The sequence below is a fragment of the Adhaeribacter arboris genome, from assembly GCF_003023845.1.
GTDB lineage: Bacteria > Bacteroidota > Bacteroidia > Cytophagales > Hymenobacteraceae > Adhaeribacter > Adhaeribacter arboris.
In genome coordinates, this window is sequence record NZ_PYFT01000001.1 from 3,700,970 (window position 1) to 3,719,944 (window position 18,975).

The window sequence follows — 18,975 nt, forward strand, 5'->3', positions numbered from 1 at the left end:
TTTTTGTTTTATCAGATAGAAAACTTAGTAACTCCACAAGCTTGATTCCCATTCTATCAGTTCTTCTAATGCTTTTTGAGAAGCTAGCAAACCTTTTTGAGAACCTTCATTTATTGTAGCTAAATCATCATCGGTCGCATTTGACACTTTCTTGATATACGAGCTAAATAACCTTAAATCAAAAGCATCCGCTAAATTTTTATGTTGCGCATCATTCTGTTCGTTATACCAGATAGCATCATTGGGATGCGCCCGGAAAACCTTCACTAAATCACTGTACTTGAAAGAAGCAATTCGCTCTTCTACCCCTTTGATAGAGTATTTAACCGGTATTACCAAAGTAATAGCCTGAATGTCGTAATACATACGAGAGCGTTTCTTATCAAAAACAATGTTTTCTTTCATTTCAAGCTGATAAAGCTCTTTCGGAAAAAATTCATTCAAATTGGCTGCTGGAGCAGCGGCAGCTGCTCCTTTTTTACCTTTGTTATTTAATTTAGCGAAAACATCATCTTCTTCCGCTGCCGGAGCATTACCAAATATTTTCTTTTCCTCTTCCGACATGGCATCGCCACTTTCATCCGGCTTCGTTAATTTAACACTAAAATCATTACCAGACAAAGGAGTAGTTAACGAGTCATTTTTATAAGGCACTAATTCCCCACGCTTTACGGCATCAATAATTACCTTAGTAATTTCTTTATTCACCGAAAACATTGGTTTATTTTGCTTTTCGCGTAAATCCAGGCCCCGCCAAACTACTTTTTTATACATTAAATCCGTTTCTGGTATTGGCCTGGCGGAAGCATTACCACTTGTTACAGTAGTGGATGGCTGATCTGCTCCCCCATTTGCTGAACCACCAGCCGCTGATTGCTGGTTTCCCTGTGAGGCAGCCGGTTTAGTTTTAGTCGGAGTACCGGTACCAGAAGCTTTTGGAAGCGCAGGTTGTGTTTGAGCAGGTTTCGTAGAAGTACCTGTTGCTTTTTTTTGTTGAGCATAGGCACTCACTGATATACCAACACTCAAAACCAATATCAGAAGCTTATTCATATTTTATAAATTAATTCAATGCGATAACAAATGATTTAGCACCTACTGGCACATCCTCAAACTGATCTTTGTAATTAGCACGTTTTAAATCTTTTACTGTTACAATTAATCGGTCTCCAGGTCTGGCCTGAGCTGCCATAGAAGTTATATTTGCTGATTTACTACTAAATTGTTGTTCAGCCACAATGTTTCTGCCACGGGCTAAAGTTACTTCAAATTCCGTTACCCGGAAGCGAGCATCTTGCGGTAACATATTTTTAAAACTTTCTTCTGCAATTGCTTCTACTGAGATTTGTCTTGGGCCAGGAGCAGGCAACCCTCTTTTTTCATCAATCGGGCGACCATTTGCTAAGCAAACAATATCCGGACGAGGAACCGGGCGTACTTGGAACGTTTGGTTACCAATAGCTGCTCCACCACTGCTCACGTTTAAGGTTACTTGGCGGGCTGTTGGTAAAACCATTACTTCTCCTTTTTTAGTTCCTTTAGAAACTTGGGCTCCAGAGGCAGTGAAAGATGGATCATACAAAGCGCCTAAAGCGGGCACCTGTACATCTAATTTATTACCGCAGTTTAAGTAAAGAGCTTGTACCGAAGCTGATTGAATAGACATTACGGGTTTAGCCACTGTATACTCACCAGAAACATTAAAAGTAGTATCCCGGCCATTCTGAGCCATTTTAATCTGACCTCTCCAGGTTTTCTTGGCATTGCCATCTTTATCGTAAGCTCCAGCTGAGGCTAAAAACTCAACTTTACCCCGACCATTCTCTACTTTCACTGGCCGGCCTTCAAAAAACATACGCGGCGTAATAGCACTGGAAGTAGCTGCAATAAACATTTCGGCTGAATATTTGGTACCAGCAGCTACTGTGTTAGACGCAGCGCTGTAATTCCCAAAAATATTATCAAATTTAATTATATCGGCCCCTACCCGGCTAGCTAATTCTTGCAAAACGTCAGCTTCATACTTCAGAATTTCTGTTTCTTTTTGAGCCAGAACGGCTAAAGCAGCGGTTAAAGGTGTTGCTTCAAAATTTAACTCGGCAAAATCTTTACTACGCTGAATCCGGTCTCTTTTAGCAACAGGATCATCTTTTGCATCCACAGCCAATTGTGGTATATTGGGGTTATAAACCCGCATCTCATTCGCATACTTATTCAACCGGTCTTTTAACTCGTAAGCCTTTCCTTTGCCTTTGTTAGCACCAATCATATAAGTAGCTACTGCATCTTCTGCACTAGGGTCTTTGTAGTTGTTCTCGGCATCAGTGCCACCGGCTCTTCTGATTAATTCAGTGCGTAAACCTTCTACATAATTAATGATTTCGGTGGTTTTAGCCCGTACATTTGATGCTTGGTCTAATACTTTCTTATCATTAGGACGGTTTCCGCCTTTTGCTACAGTGCTTTCAATCGATTTCCGGACACCATCGTTATCAGCTTTGGTTTTGTTGTTAACAGTCATTAAACTGTCGTCCAGAAATTTAAATTTTAAAATGATAGCAGAACTTACTTGTAACGCTAATAGCGCTGTAAGTACCAAGTACATCATACCAATAAGTTTCTGCCTTGGGGTTTCTTTTGCTCCAGCCATTTCTTATATTAAACTATTTCTTTCGGATTGTTAATTTAAGATTAAATAAATTTATAGTTGGATCAGCATTAAGAACGCATAGCATTTAACATATTACCATACACGTTATTTAAAGAATGCAGGTTTTTAGTTAAGGTGCCTACCTCGTTTTTAAACTGTTCCGTATCTTTAGAAGCATCCGTAAGGTTTTGCATGGCTACGGTTAAACTACCATAGAACCTGTTCATTGACTTCAGGTGGTTATTGGCGTCCTGCAATTCCATTTCGTAAACTGCATTTAAGGCGCCTAAATTTTTAGTAATGTTTTGCACTTGTTCGTGGTACTCCCGGGTGTTAGAAGTAGCACTTGTCATTTGCTTAATGGCATCAACAGTAGTAGCATAAGCTTCGTTAATTTTTTCCAGAGAGCCGGCAGCTGTTCTTACTTTAGTTGTATACTCTTTTGTGGCAACAGTAGCATCGCTTAAATCAGCCATTTGAGCAGTGGTTTCGCTTAAACGGTTCAACCCTTGACCCAAAGTACTAATAGTAGCAGGAGTAACATTAGCATCCCGTAACATTTTATCTAGGTCACCGGTAACAGATGGTGCATTAGGAATTAGAGCAGCTTTCGGGCCGGTATAATCATCTGCTAATTGCGGATAAACACGGGTCCAGTCTACATCATGACTTTGTGGTTGAAAGGCACTCAAGAAGAAAATTATGGCCTCGGTTAAAAGACCTACGGTGAGCATTGCGCCCGCTCCTTCCCAGTGTTGAATCTTAAAAAGAGCTCCTACAATTACAACTGCGGCACCAATACCGTATACTTTTGGCATTATCACATCGAATAGGAAATTGCCACCTTTAGCTTTACTCATTTTGTTTTGATAATTTGTTTTTGTGGATGATTAATTAACTAGTTAATTTAAAATTGAATAAGTGGTTTTATAAATTTTGTAGGTAATACATTAATTATTTAGTACGCTGACGATCCCCTAACATGATCATGGAGTTACGAAACCCAATGTAAGAGCGGGCAGAATCTTCAAATTCAAAGTTTCGAGTACCTGTTTCGAGGAAGTAAGCAACATCTTTCCAAGAGCCGCCTCTTACAACTTTACGTGGTTCATTATCATTATTATACACCGGGTTTAAATCCCATACTACCGGTACCGAAGCATCATAATAAGCATCGGCGCACCATTCGGCTACGTTACCTGCCATATCGTATAAACCAAAATCGTTCGGAAAATATTGCCCTACGGGTCCGGTATAAGAATAACCATCACTATAGTAGTCGCCCCGACCGGGTTTGAAGTTAGCTAACATACAACCTTTCGCATTCCGCAAGTAAGGACCACCCCACGGATAAGTAACCATATCCCTGCCACCCCGGGCAGCGTACTCCCATTCTGCTTCGGATGGTAACCGGAAATCGGGCATTGCTGCCTGACCATCTTCCACTAAGAAAGCATTTTTACGTTTGGTACGCCAGTCAGAAAAATATTTGGCTGCATTCCAATCTACTCCCACCACCGGGTAATTATCAAAAGCCGGGTGCGTATAGTAATACTGCATCATAGGATCGCCCATTGAATAAGTAAAATCCCGCATCCAAACAGTCGTATCCGGATATAGTTGGGTCATTACAAATTCTTCACCCAATACATCTAATGAATCTTCCCGGATAGCGTTTACAAATTCGCGATATTCGTTGTTAGTTATCTCGGTTTCATCCATGTAAAACCCCCGAATGGTTACTTGTTTATTTAAATTAGACATAGTAGCTGCAATATCCTGATCGGTTTGCCCCATGTGAAAAGTTCCACCTGGGCATGGCACCATCCCATAAGGAACTTCCTGCGGATTAAATTCAGGGCGATCTTGTACCCCTATTACGTCTCCTTCAGGTCCGCCGCGCATACCACAGCCGCCTAAAACTATTACTGATACAGCAATAAAAGACAATTTTAGAAATTTATTCATAACGAAGGTAAAAAAAGAAGTAATATCAAATATAACTATTACAATTTTAGTACTTGGCAAAGGTACTGAAGAGAAATATCAAAAACAATACCTATTATTTAGTATTTCTCCAATTTTTCAACGTACAAGCAAAGTATTTATTACAAAGACGTTAATTTATTTATCTTACTGATAACCACATTTTTAATATTCAAGTTTATAATCTCAGATTTTTTTGTATATATCCTAGAAACTATACCTTGGAGTTTTAATTATTGGTTTTATAATATTCGCAGGCCGGGGAATCGAGTACGAAAGAATTATTTCGTGCGAAGTAAGTGCTTTTGCCTCAGGATTAAAAGTTGTTAAATCAAAGGCGTATCCTAACTGCAAAGCATTATTTCTGAGTAAATATATTCCTGCCATACCAGTAACCGCTTCCTGGTGTCGATATCCAACACCAGCATAGTACTTTTCGTTCAAAATAGCTCTACCTCCTGCTTCTACCGACAACTTATTTAAATCATATTTTATAATAGCTGTTGGCACTACAGTTACGGACGGAGAAACGGTGAGGTAATATCCCGCTGTAAAATAAGCGTGATTGCGTGCCGTAAACAAACCAAAACCGGCTGTTTCATTGCGGGCACTATCTTCGAATTTAAATTTTGATTGCAGCAAATTATTTATCCCTCCGCCAATATACAATTTTGACGACTGATACCAGACTCCGGCACCAATATCATATTTACTATCTGAACTGTTCTCCGGAACACTTGGATCATCCGGATCGTTCGGTCGATAATTACCTTTTTTTATGTTGGTTAAATTTCCTTGTATACCAATACTAATTTTACCGGCACCTGCTTTAAAGTGTGCTGAATAAGCTAACGAGGCACTACTGGATTCTGTTGCCCCCAATCGATCATTAGTAGCATAAAGTCCTATTCCACCGCCTAAAAACCGAACCGGAAGAGAAATAGAAACTAACCCAGTTTTAGGCGCTCCACCTCCATCAAAGCTCGCTTGATATCCGGCCCATTGGTAACGGTAAAGCATATTTATTTCTGTTTTATCTGTAATGCCGGCATAAGCAGGGCTCAGATACATCCCATTAAAGCTGTAATGACTAAATTGGGGTTGTTGCTGCGCAAAAGCACCTATGCGAACAGTAAATAAAATTATTAAAACGTAGAAATATTTCCTCATAGTACGGTTTACAGATAAATCAGGTATACAGGATACCGTTTGAAATTACAGCATCCAACCAAAAATAGATAAAAATATAATGCAAAAACAAAGCAACACAAAATCATAACGATTTTTTGCTCGCTTCTTATATTTTCAACTGTACGTTTTTTTACTAAAGAAAGGCTATTTTTTACCGGCTTGTTTTTGAATGTATAATTCAATCGCTCCCGTCATAGAAGGAGCATTAGGCATAGGAGCAACAATATCTAGTTCTAGATTAGCATCCAGAACAGCCTGCGCTGTGGTGGGACCAAAGGCAGCAATGCGAGTGTTATTTTGCTTAAAATCCGGGAAGTTAATAAATAAGGAGCTAATTCCGGATGGACTAAAAAAGGCAATACAATCGTATTTCACTTCGGCCAAATCAGATAAATCGGCCGGAACGGTTTTATAAATAACTGCCTCAGTAAAATTAAAATTATTAGCCCGCATAAACTCCGGGATATCATCTTTGCGGATATTAGAGCAAGGATATAGGAATTTCTCGTTTTTATGCTTTTTAATAACCTCAAATAAATCAGAAGCCGTTTTTTCGCCGGTAAATAATTTCCGTTTACGGAGAACTATATATTTCTGCAAATAATAAGCGGTTTGCTCAGAAATACAGAAGTACTTCATTTCGGCGGGCATTTCAATTTTACTCTCCGCACAAATCCGAAAGAAATGGTCAACGGCGTTGCGACTAGTAAAAATAATAGCAGTATGCTCGAGAATATTAACTTTATCTTTGCGGAATTCTTTATAAGGTACCGGTTCTACTTGAATGAATTCGCGGAAGTCAACCTTAATACCATATTTTTGGGCTAATGTTAAATATGGTGAATTATCGTTGGTTGGTTTCGGCTGGGTAACTAAAATACTTTTAATTTTGATGGAATGTTTATCAGTACCCGGCTTTTCTGTACTCTCGGCCATAAATTACTCCTATTAAGCTAATATATTTTAAGGTAGTTTGTAGTAAAAACAGCTTATTAATAGGTAAAAACAATCAACTTAATAAGTATAATAAGCGGTATCACTTCAGTGGCGCAAATGTACGAAAACAAATGAAGATTACGAAGAGAGACTTTTTTATTTAGCGTGTAAAATATTCTTAAAACCGTAAATACCAGAATACTGGCCACCGCTATATTCGAAACTAGTAACACGGCCTTTGAATTAACTGTATTAAGCCCTAAGTAGAGCAACATTATCACCGGAAAAAATAAACCCATAAACAATATGGTACGCAGAAACTCCCGGTATTGCGTTAATACCAATGACTTTAAGCCAAATATTACTCCCATCACCCGCAGAAATATATACTTCAACAAAATAAAAATGAAAATCAAAAAAGTATAGAAGAAAATCTTAGAGGTAATATCCGCTTCAGAAACTAAAAACAAGCGATTAAATATCACATTATTTTGCACATTAGTATGGATAGCAACAATTACTAGGGCAAAAGACAAGGAAAAAGAAAGCACAAATAAAATGCTCGACCAACTACTAATTGGTTTAGCCAGAAAGCCTTCATCCAGAGCTGTTCGACGTAAAAAAGTATTTAACCGGAATATACTGTAAAAATCGGCGGTGTAATTGGTGCGCAGGCTACCGTAAATAAAGCCTATTAAGAGCAAAAAAATAATAAACACGTTTTGATTAGGCAGGTTTTTCGGTTTGATCGCTAATCCGGCACTTACAGGCTTTATATCAATTTGAATGTTGGAAGCTTCTTCCGGGGTGAGTACAGCATTCCGAAACGTTTGGTAATTTAACAATCCTAGTGGATGCCAGATGCACAATAGATAACGATGCTGAGTATCCGGATTCGCTATTAATTTAGCTAAATCCAACTCGTAACTGGCAACCGAATCGGCGGTAAATATTAGCTGATTATCCACAAATACACATAAATCCTGGCGAGCGGTAAAAGAAACTCTGAAGGGTTGGCCCGGCCGAATGCTTATCCATTGGTATAAGGCATTGACGGGTCCGTGGTAATCGGGTAAATAAAGGGTAAGACGATTTTGATTGGGTTTAAAAACCAGCCAGTCGGAAGTTAACTGATTTTTGTTTTTCAGGTTAATACTTCGTCCATCCTGCGCAAGTAAATTGCCAGGCTGCAGGAACATCCACAATACTAACCCGCTAATAAAAGCCTGATGTAATCCGTTAAGCTGAAATACGAGCCGGGCTTTTAGTTTTATATACACCTAAAATAAAACTTAACAGAACCGAAAAAAATACCAGCGAGCTTAACAGGTACAAGTTACCCATCTCATCGAGCAGGACAACGTAACCGATAACTGCAAGGTTAATGAAACCTAAAATAAGTACCGTATTTATTTGCCGAAATCCCATGGCCAATAACCGGTGGTGAATATGATTTTTATCGGGCGAAAACGGCGATATCCCTTTTGAGATCCGAATAATGAAAACGCGTACTGTATCAAACAAAGGCACAAACAAAATACCCAAGGTAATGGCCGGCGATGAATTTACGACTCGCATTTCAATGAATTGAATGGCAAGTACAGATATAATAAACCCACAAAGCAGAGAACCAGTATCGCCCATAAAAATGGTTGCCTTATGAAAATTATAGCGTAGAAATCCTAAAATACCTCCTATCAGGCAAACGGCCACAAAAGCGTAATTACTATTGTACATAAAAAAGAACCAACCAAACGTACTGGTTATAATTAATACAATAGTGCCCGCTAATCCATCTAAACCATCAATTAAATTAATGGCGTTGGTAATTCCTACAATCATTACAAAAGTAAAAGCGAAGCTAACTCCTATCGGCAACACATCAATGCTAAATATACCCTGGAAACTGGTAATCCGGATATCAGCCATTACCATTACAATACCACTGGCCAGTAATTGTACTGCAAATTTTTTAAAAGGTGAGATAGTTACTAAGTCATCTTTTAAGCCAATAAAGAAAAGGATTATACAACCAGCTAAGAGTTGCTGTACACCATTGCTCAAATCTCCGAATATAGTTAAAGCCGACATAAAACCGGCAAATACCGCTAAACCACCCAAACGAGGAGTTAAAGATTCGTGTACGGTCCGAAGATTGGGTTGATCCAGAATATTCTTTAAATGCGCGACATAAATAATAGAAGGAACGGCAAATAAAGCAATCAGAAACGACCAACTAAAAGAAAGCAACAATGGGATCATAAAGTGTTTGCAAAAAGTAATATTATTACTTTTAGAATATTTAATCTTAAAGTTTGCGGTAAAAGTTAGTTAAATTATACAAAAATCAGGCTAACAGCATTCAAAACTATCCTTTTATTACCTGCTATTAGTTAAGGCATTAAATTAACTATGTAAAACTCCCTTTCGGCCGAGTAGAGGTATATAGATAAGATTATCTTCCACGATAGAGTCTGGTACAAAAACGAATTTTTTATCGTAAATCTTTCGGCCGATGTAGTAACTGACCCAGTATTCATTATAAATATGAAAAATGGCAGGATCAATAGGCTCAATCTTGGCGTAGCTTTTCGGTTGTATTTGTTCAAACATATGCCGAAGAATAGAAGTTTTTATTTCTTCGCCTTTATACTCCCCGTAGCCCTTTGAAGAAACTAATACATTGTCGAGGTAAACATTGTTCTGATTTATCAGATAAACGTTCCAAACCGGTACATTTATTTCGTTTGGTTCATTAACAACGGCGATGGAAACTCCTTCTACCGGATCAAAATTGATATCTTCTCTCATGAGACAATATATGGCAGGTGGCCCCAAAAAGTTGTGCAAAATAGAACACCAGTTTTTCCTCTACTTCCGCTATTGAAACTGTTCTACCCAGTTCCTGCTGCATAGAGGTAACTGCTTTATCCGGGATACCGCAAGGTATAATATGATTAAAATAACTTAAATCGGTATTTACGTTTAAGGCTAAACCATGCATGGTTACCCATCGGCTACACTTAACTCCCATAGCGCATATTTTTCGGGAATTTTTCTGTTTTTCAAAATCAAGCCACACGCCGGTTAATCCGGCAATCCGGCCGGCCACAATGCCAAAATCTTTTAAAGTTAAAATAACAGCTTCCTCTAAAAACCGCAGGTATTGATGAATATCCGTAAAAAAATTATCTAGATCCAGAATGGGATAAGCTACTAATTGTCCCGGTCCATGATATGTTATATCACCGCCCCGGTTTATTTTGTAAAACTGTGCCTGATAATCGTATAAACCTTGCTCATTAAGCAACAGGTGGCTCTCTTTCCCGCTTTTACCTAAAGTATATACATGCGGGTGCTGACACAATAGTAAGTAATTGGGAGTGGTTCGGTGTTCCGATGGCGCAAGGTTCCGGTTAGCTGTTTTAATAGCAATTGTATCGGCAAATAATCTTTCCTGATAATCCCAGGCTTGCTGGTAATCAATAGTGCCCAACGAAATTAGCGCAACTTCTTTATTCATCACAGGTTTACCAGATTATTAATAAGTAATGCAATTCAATTAGCTTGTTTCAAAATTCCTGAAAATTGCAACTAACTATTTAACCTCAGATTAACTAAGAATATTCGTTTATAACAATACTATCTGCACCAGAATGAGAATAGTAGTTTTTACTAATAGCTACCATCCTTCTGGTATTTAACAATTCACCATTACTTAAAAGTTTATTTTCTGGATTGATGCAAGCTTCTTCTACCAGTTTTAAACTATAGCTTCATCTACAATCAGCTTTCGAAAAATTGATTGCACATGTTTTTATAAGCGTTTATAAGGCCATTGGTAGAACTATCGTGCGAGGTAACCTCTTCGGTATTTTGTAATTCCGGCAGAACCTTTTTTGCCAGTTGTTTACCTAATTCCACGCCCCACTGATCAAAACTAAATATATTCCAGATAACGCCTTGCACAAATATTTTATGCTCGTACATAGCAATTAAACTACCCAGCGTACGTGGATCAAGTATCTTAAATAAGATAGAATTTGTTGGTTTATTGCCTGAAAATACCTTTACCGGTGCTAATTCTTTTATTTCATCCTCATTTAAGCCTTCATTTTTTAACTCTTCTATTACTTCCTGCAAGGTTTTGCCATTCATTAAGGCCTCTGTTTGCGCAAAGAAGTTAGATAACAATTTCACGTGATGATCGCCGGTAGGATTGTGGCTAATAGCCGGAGCTAAAAAATCGCAGGGAATAATTTGGGTGCCTTGGTGAATAAGTTGATAAAAAGCATGTTGCCCGTTTGTACCAGGTTCTCCCCAGATAACCGGTCCGGTTTGGTAAGTTACCCGGTCGCCATTACGGTCAACGGACTTACCATTGCTTTCCATGTTTCCCTGCTGAAAATAGGCCGGAAAGCGGTGCATGTATTGATCGTAAGGTAAAATTGCTTCGGTTTGAGCCCCAAAAAAGTTAATATACCAAATGCTAATTAAGGCTAGCAGTACCGGAATGTTTTTCTCAAAATGCGTCATCCGGAAATGCTTGTCCATGGTGTGGGCACCTTCCAGTAATTGAATGTAATTTTCGTAACCAATGGCACAGGCAATAGATAAACCAATAGACGACCAAAGCGAGTAACGTCCTCCTACCCAATCCCAGAAAACAAACATATTTTCTTCGGCTATCCCAAACTCTTTAACGGCTTTCAGGTTAGTAGAAATAGCCACAAAATGTTTGGCTACTTCAGCGGCACTAGGCGCATGCTCTAAAAACCAGCTTTTAGCAGTTTCGGCATTCGTCATCGTTTCTTGAGTGGTAAAGGTTTTAGAAGCAATCATGAATAGGGTAGTTTCCGAGTCTACTTGCTTCAGTGTTTCCACTATGTGCGTTCCATCTATGTTCGAGACAAAATGCACTTGCAAATGGGGCTTCTGATAAGGCTTAAGTGCTTCTGTTACCATGTAAGGACCTAAATCAGAACCGCCAATACCAATGTTTACTATATGCGTAATGGGTTTACCCGTGTAACCTAACCACTGACCGGAGATTACTTTATCTGAAAAGATTTTTATTTGCTCCAGTACATGATTTATTTCGGGCATTACATCTTCGCCATCTTCGTAAATCGGCTCGTTCGAACGGTTACGCAAAGCGATGTGCAGTACCGCGCGGTTCTCGCGCAGATTTATTTTATCGCCGCTAAACATTTGCTCAATAGCATCTTTTAACTGTGCCTCGTTGGCTAACTCCAATAACGTTTCTAATGTCTGATCATTGATAATATTTTTTGAAAAATCAAATAATATTTCTTCAAATTGTAACGAGAATTTAGAAAAACGACTGGGATCTACGGCAAACATATCTATCATGTGATTATCTTTCATGATAGTGTAGTGCTGCTCTAGTTTTCTCCAAGCATTAGTGGTAACCGGATTAATGTTCTGTAGCATAACGTTTATAGTTTGACCTTGGGCGAAATTAATAACATTCGCTAAAAGAAAGGTTAGGAAAAATTAAAATATTAGTATTTATTATTTAATTTCTGTTAAAAGATAAGATTTCTGAAGCAAGCGAGCGTACATGGCAGAACATAACCGTACCGGCGAAACCGGCGAAAAAATGGCCGCTACTTATTTAATAGAACAAGGCTTTACTATTTTGGCTCAAAATTATCGTTACCGACGGGCCGAAATTGATATTATTGCTCAAAAAGCAACCCTGTTACTATTTGTGGAAGTTAAAACGCGTACGAGCAACCACCATGGTTTCCCGGAAGAAGCTATCACCCAAAAGAAAATAGATTTGTTTTTATTGGCTGCCGAAGAATTTATTCACCAACTAAACTGGCAATACGAGATTCGGTTTGATATTATTGCTATCAGTGGCTGCCCGCCCGCACCTTTTCAAATTCATCATATTGAGGATGCATTTCATTAGTCGATAGTCATTAGACCATAGACCACAGTCCACAGACTATCAGGTAAATAGAAATCTTAAAACTGGCAACTTACAAATAAGAATTAATCTAATAACTTTCTAACTATTAACTAAAAACTATCAACTGTGGACCGTGGTCTATGGTCTATCGACTAACCTACATTTTCGGCCGTTTATCGAACTTGCCTTTTTCGTAGATAACAGTGCCGTGCCGATCGTATTCTTTAATTACATACGCTTCAAATGGCTCATCATCGGCTGACTCGGGATACTGGTATTCAAAATGTTTCCGGTTCCGGAAATCATAAAATTCTATCCAAATGCCTACTTTTTTGCCTTTCTCGTACTGACCTTCCCAAGCTAATAAGCCATTTTGGTGAAACATTACGTAATCGCCTTCCACCTTATTATTTACGTAAGGAATTACTTCCTTCATTTTCTTCTGGCCGGCATCGTAGTAATTAATAACGGCATCGCGCGGAAAACCTTTCTCGAAATGCGATTTACTTAGCAGAATACCATCTTTGTTGTACGACTCCCAACGCAAATGCCGGGTACCAATGTAAAAATAACCTTCGGCTACTACCTTCCCTCCTACCATTTTCTTGTAAGGTCCATGCACAATACGGGCTCTTTTTGGGTCGATGGTACGCGCTTTGAAAATGCGGTGACGTTTGGTATCGTAATAGTATTTGGCTGGAGCGTATACACTTGGTTCGATATACTCCTTCAGATACGAAAACTTTTCTACCGTCGCTCTATTTCCTTTACCGGATTTTACATATCCTCTGCGAACAGGATAACCCAGAAATTCATTTTTTTTCCGTTTGTGTTTCTTGCGCTTTTTGGTGCCTAGTTGTACTGTATCCGGAACAGGAGTAGTAGCCAAGGAAGGGCTAGTCGTATCAATAGCCGCGGTAGTTACTGGTTCCATTATTTTTCTTTTAAATAAACCAGTTTTAGGAGCTGCTAAAGGTGCCGTTTCGGCATCTACGTTATAATTGCGTTTGCTGCAACTAGTAGTTTCTATTATTAAAAACAGACCTACTAATCCCAGACATAATTTAAATCGGCGCATTAGTAAATAGCTAGATAAAGAAGACTTCTCCATCAGAAAACAATAATCACAAATTTTAAACCCATATTACTTTGGAGGAAAGACCGCATTAACTTAAACAGAATTTCTTTTTTAACGATTCTAACATTTAATTTCTTATCCGCCAACACTTAAATTCTATTCGTATCGTATAGTAGATAAGGCATTATTTACTAAAACAAATTGTACCTGTTCTCCTTTATAATTATTTAATTTCTCAGTAAAGAACTTTTATTTCCTTGTAAATTACTAAATATCCGAAATGTAATTATTTTATCCAGCCTAATTGATAGATTAATATTCCGTTAAAACAGATTAAATTATTCTAAATGCATGTAACTTTGTCGTGTTAACTACTGTTATTGTGAGTCCGTTCCGCAAAATTACCGTTTACTTTATGCTCCTGCTCTTCTGCCGGATCATGATCCCCGACGAGTTAATTCTGGCCTTGCACGCGCATCAGCATACTATTCATAAGCAAACCGCTAAAACCAACGCGGTAAAACTAGAGCAAAAACATACGCATTGCCCTACGGAGCATTTATTTAACACTTCTTTTTATTTCACCCAAACTCCTTTGCGGGTGCAAATAGTTTCCTTACCCATAACTTACCGGGTAGCATTTGCTTCTGTATGGAAGTTTACCTTCCCCAATACACAGCCCCATCGCGGTCCGCCGGTAGCTTAATTTATCTATTTTGCCTTCTTCGCGCCTGCTATCTTTTAATAGCAGTTTCATTCATTGATAAGATAAATTATGTCCAATTCATTTGCCGGTAGGCTCTTTTTCGGGCAAACCGTCGATTTTACCATACTTTTATGACAAAGCTCTTTATATATATATTTTTTGTTTTAGGAACAGTACCCGCTCTGGCTCAAAATACTTTATCCGGTAAAGTTGTGGACCAGGCTACTCAGGAGCCTTTAATTGGCGCTACCGTTTACCTGCCAGACCTTAGAAAAGGCGCTGCTACTAATGAGGTGGGTAGTTTTCAAATCAGGAATTTACCGCGTGGTCGGTTTTTGGTGCAAATCAGTTATGTAGGATACGTAAGTGCCGCGCGTACTATTACCCTTAATGGCGCCACCACACTTGATTTTCCGCTGGCTGCTTCCGCTACCGAAATAAATACCGTTGTTATTACAGGCGTATCAGCTTCCACGGAAATGCGTCGTAATCCAGTACCTACATCCGTTATAGAGGCAGCTCAACTTCGGCAGCGCTCCACCAGTAATATTATTGATGCTATTGCGCATGCCCCCGGCATTTCTCAAATTTCTACGGGAGCAGCTATTTCCAAACCGGTAATCCGGGGACTAAGCGCCAACCGCGTTGTAACGCTTAACAATGGCATGCGGCAAGAAGGGCAACAATGGGGCGATGAACACGGCATTGAAATCGACGAAGCATCCGTGGACCGGGCCGAGATTGTAAAAGGGCCGGGCAGCATTATGTACGGCTCCGATGCCATGGCTGGGGTGATTAACTTTCTGGCTGCCGATCCTGTAGAAGATGGCCGTATAGTAGGCAGTGTAAGTGCTGGTTATCAGACTAACAATCGATTGCAGGCTTATTCTTTATTTAACGCGGGTAATATAAATGGCTTTAACTGGCAGGCTCGTTTAAGTAGCAAGCAGGCCGGAAATTACCGCAACCGTTACGATGGACCCGTATATAACTCCGGCTTTAACGAATTAAATGCTAGCGGTTACATTGGCTTGAATAAAAGCTGGGGATTTTCACACTTAAACTTCAGTACATTTAATCAAGAAGTTGGTTTGGTAGAAGGGGAACGCGATGCCAATGGTAATTTCCTAAAATTAGTGCCTGCGTCTGATACCAGTTTTACAGAACAGGCTGTTACACCAGCCGACCTTAAAGGATACCACTTAGATATTCCAAAACAAAGCATTAACCATCGTCGGGTTGCTTCACAAAATAATTTTATTATTGGTGCTTCGCGACTAAACGTGAACGTAGACTGGCAGCAAAATTTACGCAAAGAATACGGCAACATTTTAAACGAGAGCGAAAAGTCTTTATTCTTCGATTTGCAAACTATTAGCTACGATGCCAAATATTTCCTACCCGAGATGCACGGCTGGGAAACCACTTTTGGTGTAAGCGGCATGCAGCAGCGAAACAAAAATAAAGGAGTTGAATTTTTAATTCCAGAATACCAGATGCGCGATGCCGGAGTATTTGGTTTTACCCGGAAAACAATTGGTGCTTTAAATGTAAGCGGCGGCTTGCGCCTGGACGAACGTTGGCTTACTGCCGATGCGCTTTATTTAAACGAACAAGACGTACCTGTATCTAACCCCTCTGATGCCACTACCACAAAATTTGCTGGCTTTAAAACCCGTTTCTCTAATATATCCGGTAGCATAGGTAGTACTTATGCCTTCTCCGAAAAAGTATCTGCTAAAGTAAATACTGCCCGGGGTTTTCGGGCTCCCAACATTTCAGAATTAGCGGCTAACGGTATTCACGAAGGTACTATCCGCTACGAAGTAGGCAATCCTGACTTAAATCCGGAAACCAGCTTTCAGGTAGATGTTGGCCTTAACGTAAACACCGAACATATAACATTGGACATAAGCGGCTTTCATAATTCTGTGCAACAATACATTTTTGCTCAAAAGCTGGAAAGCAAGTTAGGCGGCGACTCGCTCAGTGGCGACCCTAACGATTTGGCCTCTACTTTTAAATATGTACAAGGTAATGCCCAGCTAGTAGGTGGCGAGATAAGCCTGGATATACATCCGCATCCACTCGATTGGCTACATTTTGAAAATTCTTTCTCGCTGGTACGCGCCCATCAGGCGAACCAACCTGATTCTACCCGTAATCTACCTTTTATCCCTGCTCCCCGTTTGCAGTCTGAAATACGTGTTAACTTTAAGAAAGCCGGTCAACTGTTTCGTAATGTATATGCCCGCCTGGAGTTAGAACATAATTTCCGGCAGAACCGTTTTTACAGCGCCTTTGGCACTGAAACCGCAACTTCTGCTTATTCGCTGGTAAATGGTGGCTTAGGTACTGATATTACCAATGGTAAGCGTAAATTAGCTACCTTTTATATTACAGCCAGCAATCTGTTTGACGTAGCCTACCAAAACCATTTAAGTCGGTTAAAATACGCTGCTCTGAACGAGGCTACCGGCCGACGGGGAGTGTATAATATGGGGCGTAACTTTGGGGTCCGTTTAGTAATTCCCGTTACTTTTACCAGTCACCGTTAGTATTTGCACTCCGTCTATAATTTTGACGGAATTATAGATGGGGTAAATCTTCTTAATAGAACTTACAGTTTCTCTACAAGGTCATAAAATAAAAAAGCAGCCCAAGAGGCTGCTCCTTTATAGTATACTTATTGGTTGTTGTTACAATTTAAGTAGTCCTTTAAAGATACAAAATATTCTTTAAATTCCCGAAAATTTCAGCCTTAAAAACCACATTGCAGCGGCCAAAATTTTAAAAAATCAAAATAATAGAAGTTGTTTTAAGGTTCTTTTTAATCTTTCTTTAATGATATAGCTAAAAATATTTAGCATCATTTTCCTTATTTTATTTAAAACAATCTCTTTCGATTATCTTGATGTACAAATATAAAGCAATTTAATCTTCTTGAATTTAGATTTTCGGTGAGTACCAGCTTTCGCCAGTTTAATAAACATCTCCACACGCCGAATGATTATTTATATATATTTATTCTCTAATAAAAAATCAGCCGCCAGCTGTCTTTATTTTTCCGAACGTATGAAACGTAAATTCATTATTTTTACGTATGATTTTATATAATGTAACCATAAACATAGATAACACTGTTGCTGAGGATTGGCTAACGTGGATGAAGGAAGTGCATATACCCGAGGTAATGGCTACCACTTATTTTATCAAGTATCAAATTTGTAAAATGCTCACGGAGTACGAAGATAATGGCGGCACTACTTACGCCGTACAATACTTTGCCCGCCACTTGGCCGATTTAGAAGAATTTCAACGTGATTTTGAAACAGAGTTGCAAGAGAAACACCACGCCCGCTACCTGAATAAATATGTTACGTTTCATTCTATTCTGGAAATAATGGATTGTTGAATGATTGGATTGTTAAATAATTTTAATATTATATTGTTATTGTAACTTAGAGTATTGGTTGAAGTAAAAGCTTTCAATAATCTAAGGAAGCTTTTACTTCACCTGAAATATTAACTTTAATTTCATCAGGTTTATCTATATTAACTGCCGGTTGAGATGAAAGCATTAATAATCTAGCTATTCAACAATTTAACCATCACCGGCTATATAGGCCGCTATTTGTTCAGCGGTCATGTTGCAGTTAATCCATTCACTATCGAGATTAGCGTTTAGTTTGCGGTAGAATCGAATAGCCGGTTCATTCCATTCCAGTACCTGCCATTTCAAACGTTTTACTTTAAGTTCTAAAGCCCGGCGAGCAAAAGCGTCGAACAACTTTTTACCTACTCCGTAGCGGCGGTAAGCCTCGGTTATCACTAAATCTTCTAGGTATAACATCCGGCCTTTCCAGGTAGAATACGCCATGTAATATAAACAAAGGCCAATTACTGTATCATTAGCTTCTGCCACAATAAATTCAAATACAGGATTAGACCCAAAACCATCTTCCTGCATGTCCGCAAGGGTATTGGTTACTTCATGGGGAGCTTTCTCATAAACGGCTAACTCTTGAATTAAAGCATAAACCTGCGGCAAATCGGCTGGAGTACCCCGACGGATGGAAATATTCATTAAAAAGAAAATTCGTTCGAAGCGGCAAGTTAAATTTTTAGCTCGAATAAGAAAAATAATGAACTAAGAGGTGGAGGTGCTAGTGCCAAAAGCCATTTTTCATCAGGCACATCTTTTTAATAGGGACTACAATGTTATTGAAATTTCACTGCTACCATTTCCGGCGGTAAACAGATGAATGCTCCGGTGCGGCTAGTATATAAATAAGTACTCCAAATAAGGATACGGTTAAACTTATTTGATCATCGGGCAAGTTATATATCCGCATAAAAATGCCACCTACCACCAGCAGGCCAGCGAATACATTTACCAGAGTAGCGGTGAGTTTCATAGGCGCAAATTTAACTTACCTAAATATATAGGTAAGTTAATAAAAAATAAATAATGCGCAAATAAATAT

18 protein-coding genes are annotated in these 18,975 nt (G+C 39.0%); 4 read left to right on the top strand and 14 right to left on the bottom strand.

Annotation, left to right across the window (positions count from 1 at the left end):
• Positions 1 to 24: 24 nt before the first annotated feature.
• The 11 genes from porN to pgi form a co-directional block, all read right to left on the bottom strand.
• The gene (gene porN, locus AHMF7605_RS15370) at positions 25 to 1,053 is read right to left on the bottom strand and encodes a type IX secretion system ring subunit PorN/GldN (protein WP_106930774.1); all 1,029 of its coding nucleotides are present in this window, start codon (positions 1,051 to 1,053) and stop codon (positions 25 to 27) included.
• Between the two features lie 10 nt (positions 1,054 to 1,063).
• The gene (porM, locus tag AHMF7605_RS15375; protein ID WP_106930776.1) at positions 1,064 to 2,650 is read right to left on the bottom strand and encodes a type IX secretion system motor protein PorM/GldM; all 1,587 of its coding nucleotides are present in this window, start codon (positions 2,648 to 2,650) and stop codon (positions 1,064 to 1,066) included.
• A 68-nt stretch (positions 2,651 to 2,718) separates the two neighbouring features.
• Positions 2,719 to 3,510: a type IX secretion system motor protein PorL/GldL gene (gene porL, locus AHMF7605_RS15380; RefSeq protein ID WP_106930778.1), complete on the bottom strand. Its 792-nt coding sequence runs from the start codon at positions 3,508 to 3,510 to the stop codon at positions 2,719 to 2,721.
• Between the two features lie 94 nt (positions 3,511 to 3,604).
• Positions 3,605 to 4,618, bottom strand: coding sequence for a T9SS ring complex lipoprotein PorK/GldK (porK, locus tag AHMF7605_RS15385; RefSeq protein ID WP_106930780.1), 1,014 nt, complete (start codon positions 4,616 to 4,618; stop codon positions 3,605 to 3,607).
• Positions 4,619 to 4,843: 225 nt separating this feature from the next.
• The gene (locus tag AHMF7605_RS15390; protein WP_106930782.1) at positions 4,844 to 5,806 is read right to left on the bottom strand and encodes a PorP/SprF family type IX secretion system membrane protein; all 963 of its coding nucleotides are present in this window, start codon (positions 5,804 to 5,806) and stop codon (positions 4,844 to 4,846) included.
• 165 nt (positions 5,807 to 5,971) lie between these two features.
• A complete protein-coding gene (locus AHMF7605_RS15395) occupies positions 5,972 to 6,763 on the bottom strand; it encodes a uroporphyrinogen-III synthase (protein ID WP_106930784.1) in 792 nt (263 codons plus the stop codon).
• Positions 6,764 to 6,819: 56 nt separating this feature from the next.
• Entirely contained in the window at positions 6,820 to 8,043 is a 1,224-nt protein-coding gene (locus AHMF7605_RS15400; RefSeq protein ID WP_233219138.1) for a DUF4271 domain-containing protein, read from the bottom strand.
• On the bottom strand, positions 8,003 to 9,025 hold the full coding sequence (locus AHMF7605_RS15405) for an MraY family glycosyltransferase (protein WP_106930786.1): 1,023 nt from the start codon (positions 9,023 to 9,025) through the stop codon (positions 8,003 to 8,005). Before AHMF7605_RS15405 ends, AHMF7605_RS15400 begins: the two co-directional genes overlap by 41 nt.
• A gap of 144 nt (positions 9,026 to 9,169) precedes the next feature.
• Positions 9,170 to 9,574 (bottom strand): hypothetical protein, encoded by a 405-nt coding sequence (locus tag AHMF7605_RS15410; RefSeq protein WP_106930788.1) that lies wholly within the window; start codon positions 9,572 to 9,574, stop codon positions 9,170 to 9,172.
• Complete coding sequence (gene lipB / locus AHMF7605_RS15415) at positions 9,552 to 10,286, bottom strand: lipoyl(octanoyl) transferase LipB (protein WP_106930790.1); 735 nt, start codon at positions 10,284 to 10,286, stop codon at positions 9,552 to 9,554. Before lipB ends, AHMF7605_RS15410 begins: the two co-directional genes overlap by 23 nt.
• Positions 10,287 to 10,549: 263 nt before the next feature.
• The gene (gene pgi / locus AHMF7605_RS15420; protein ID WP_106930792.1) at positions 10,550 to 12,217 is read right to left on the bottom strand and encodes a glucose-6-phosphate isomerase; all 1,668 of its coding nucleotides are present in this window, start codon (positions 12,215 to 12,217) and stop codon (positions 10,550 to 10,552) included.
• 130 nt (positions 12,218 to 12,347) lie between these two features.
• Between pgi and AHMF7605_RS15425 the strand changes: the two genes are divergently transcribed.
• Positions 12,348 to 12,704, top strand: a complete 357-nt coding sequence (locus AHMF7605_RS15425) for a YraN family protein (protein ID WP_106930794.1) — start codon at positions 12,348 to 12,350, stop codon at positions 12,702 to 12,704.
• Positions 12,705 to 12,861: 157 nt separating this feature from the next.
• Here the strand turns inward: AHMF7605_RS15425 and AHMF7605_RS15430 are convergent, their stop codons facing one another.
• Complete coding sequence (locus AHMF7605_RS15430) at positions 12,862 to 13,782, bottom strand: toxin-antitoxin system YwqK family antitoxin (protein ID WP_146153597.1); 921 nt, start codon at positions 13,780 to 13,782, stop codon at positions 12,862 to 12,864.
• Between the two features lie 364 nt (positions 13,783 to 14,146).
• Here AHMF7605_RS15430 and AHMF7605_RS15435 point away from each other — a divergent pair, with 364 nt between their 5' ends.
• From AHMF7605_RS15435 to AHMF7605_RS15445, 3 genes are all read left to right on the top strand, one after another.
• A complete protein-coding gene (locus AHMF7605_RS15435) occupies positions 14,147 to 14,488 on the top strand; it encodes a hypothetical protein (protein WP_106930798.1) in 342 nt (113 codons plus the stop codon).
• A 131-nt stretch (positions 14,489 to 14,619) separates the two neighbouring features.
• The gene (locus AHMF7605_RS15440; protein ID WP_106930800.1) at positions 14,620 to 17,046 is read left to right on the top strand and encodes a TonB-dependent receptor; all 2,427 of its coding nucleotides are present in this window, start codon (positions 14,620 to 14,622) and stop codon (positions 17,044 to 17,046) included.
• 545 nt (positions 17,047 to 17,591) lie between these two features.
• The gene (locus AHMF7605_RS15445; protein WP_106930802.1) at positions 17,592 to 17,903 is read left to right on the top strand and encodes a DUF4286 family protein; all 312 of its coding nucleotides are present in this window, start codon (positions 17,592 to 17,594) and stop codon (positions 17,901 to 17,903) included.
• A gap of 189 nt (positions 17,904 to 18,092) precedes the next feature.
• Here AHMF7605_RS15445 and AHMF7605_RS15450 read toward each other — a convergent pair whose 3' ends face one another.
• Positions 18,093 to 18,575 carry a GNAT family N-acetyltransferase gene (locus AHMF7605_RS15450; protein WP_106930804.1) on the bottom strand — a complete coding sequence of 161 codons (483 nt, stop codon included), beginning with the start codon at positions 18,573 to 18,575 and terminating at the stop codon, positions 18,093 to 18,095.
• A gap of 151 nt (positions 18,576 to 18,726) precedes the next feature.
• Positions 18,727 to 18,906 (bottom strand): hypothetical protein, encoded by a 180-nt coding sequence (locus tag AHMF7605_RS15455; protein WP_106930806.1) that lies wholly within the window; start codon positions 18,904 to 18,906, stop codon positions 18,727 to 18,729.
• Positions 18,907 to 18,975: the final 69 nt, after the last annotated feature.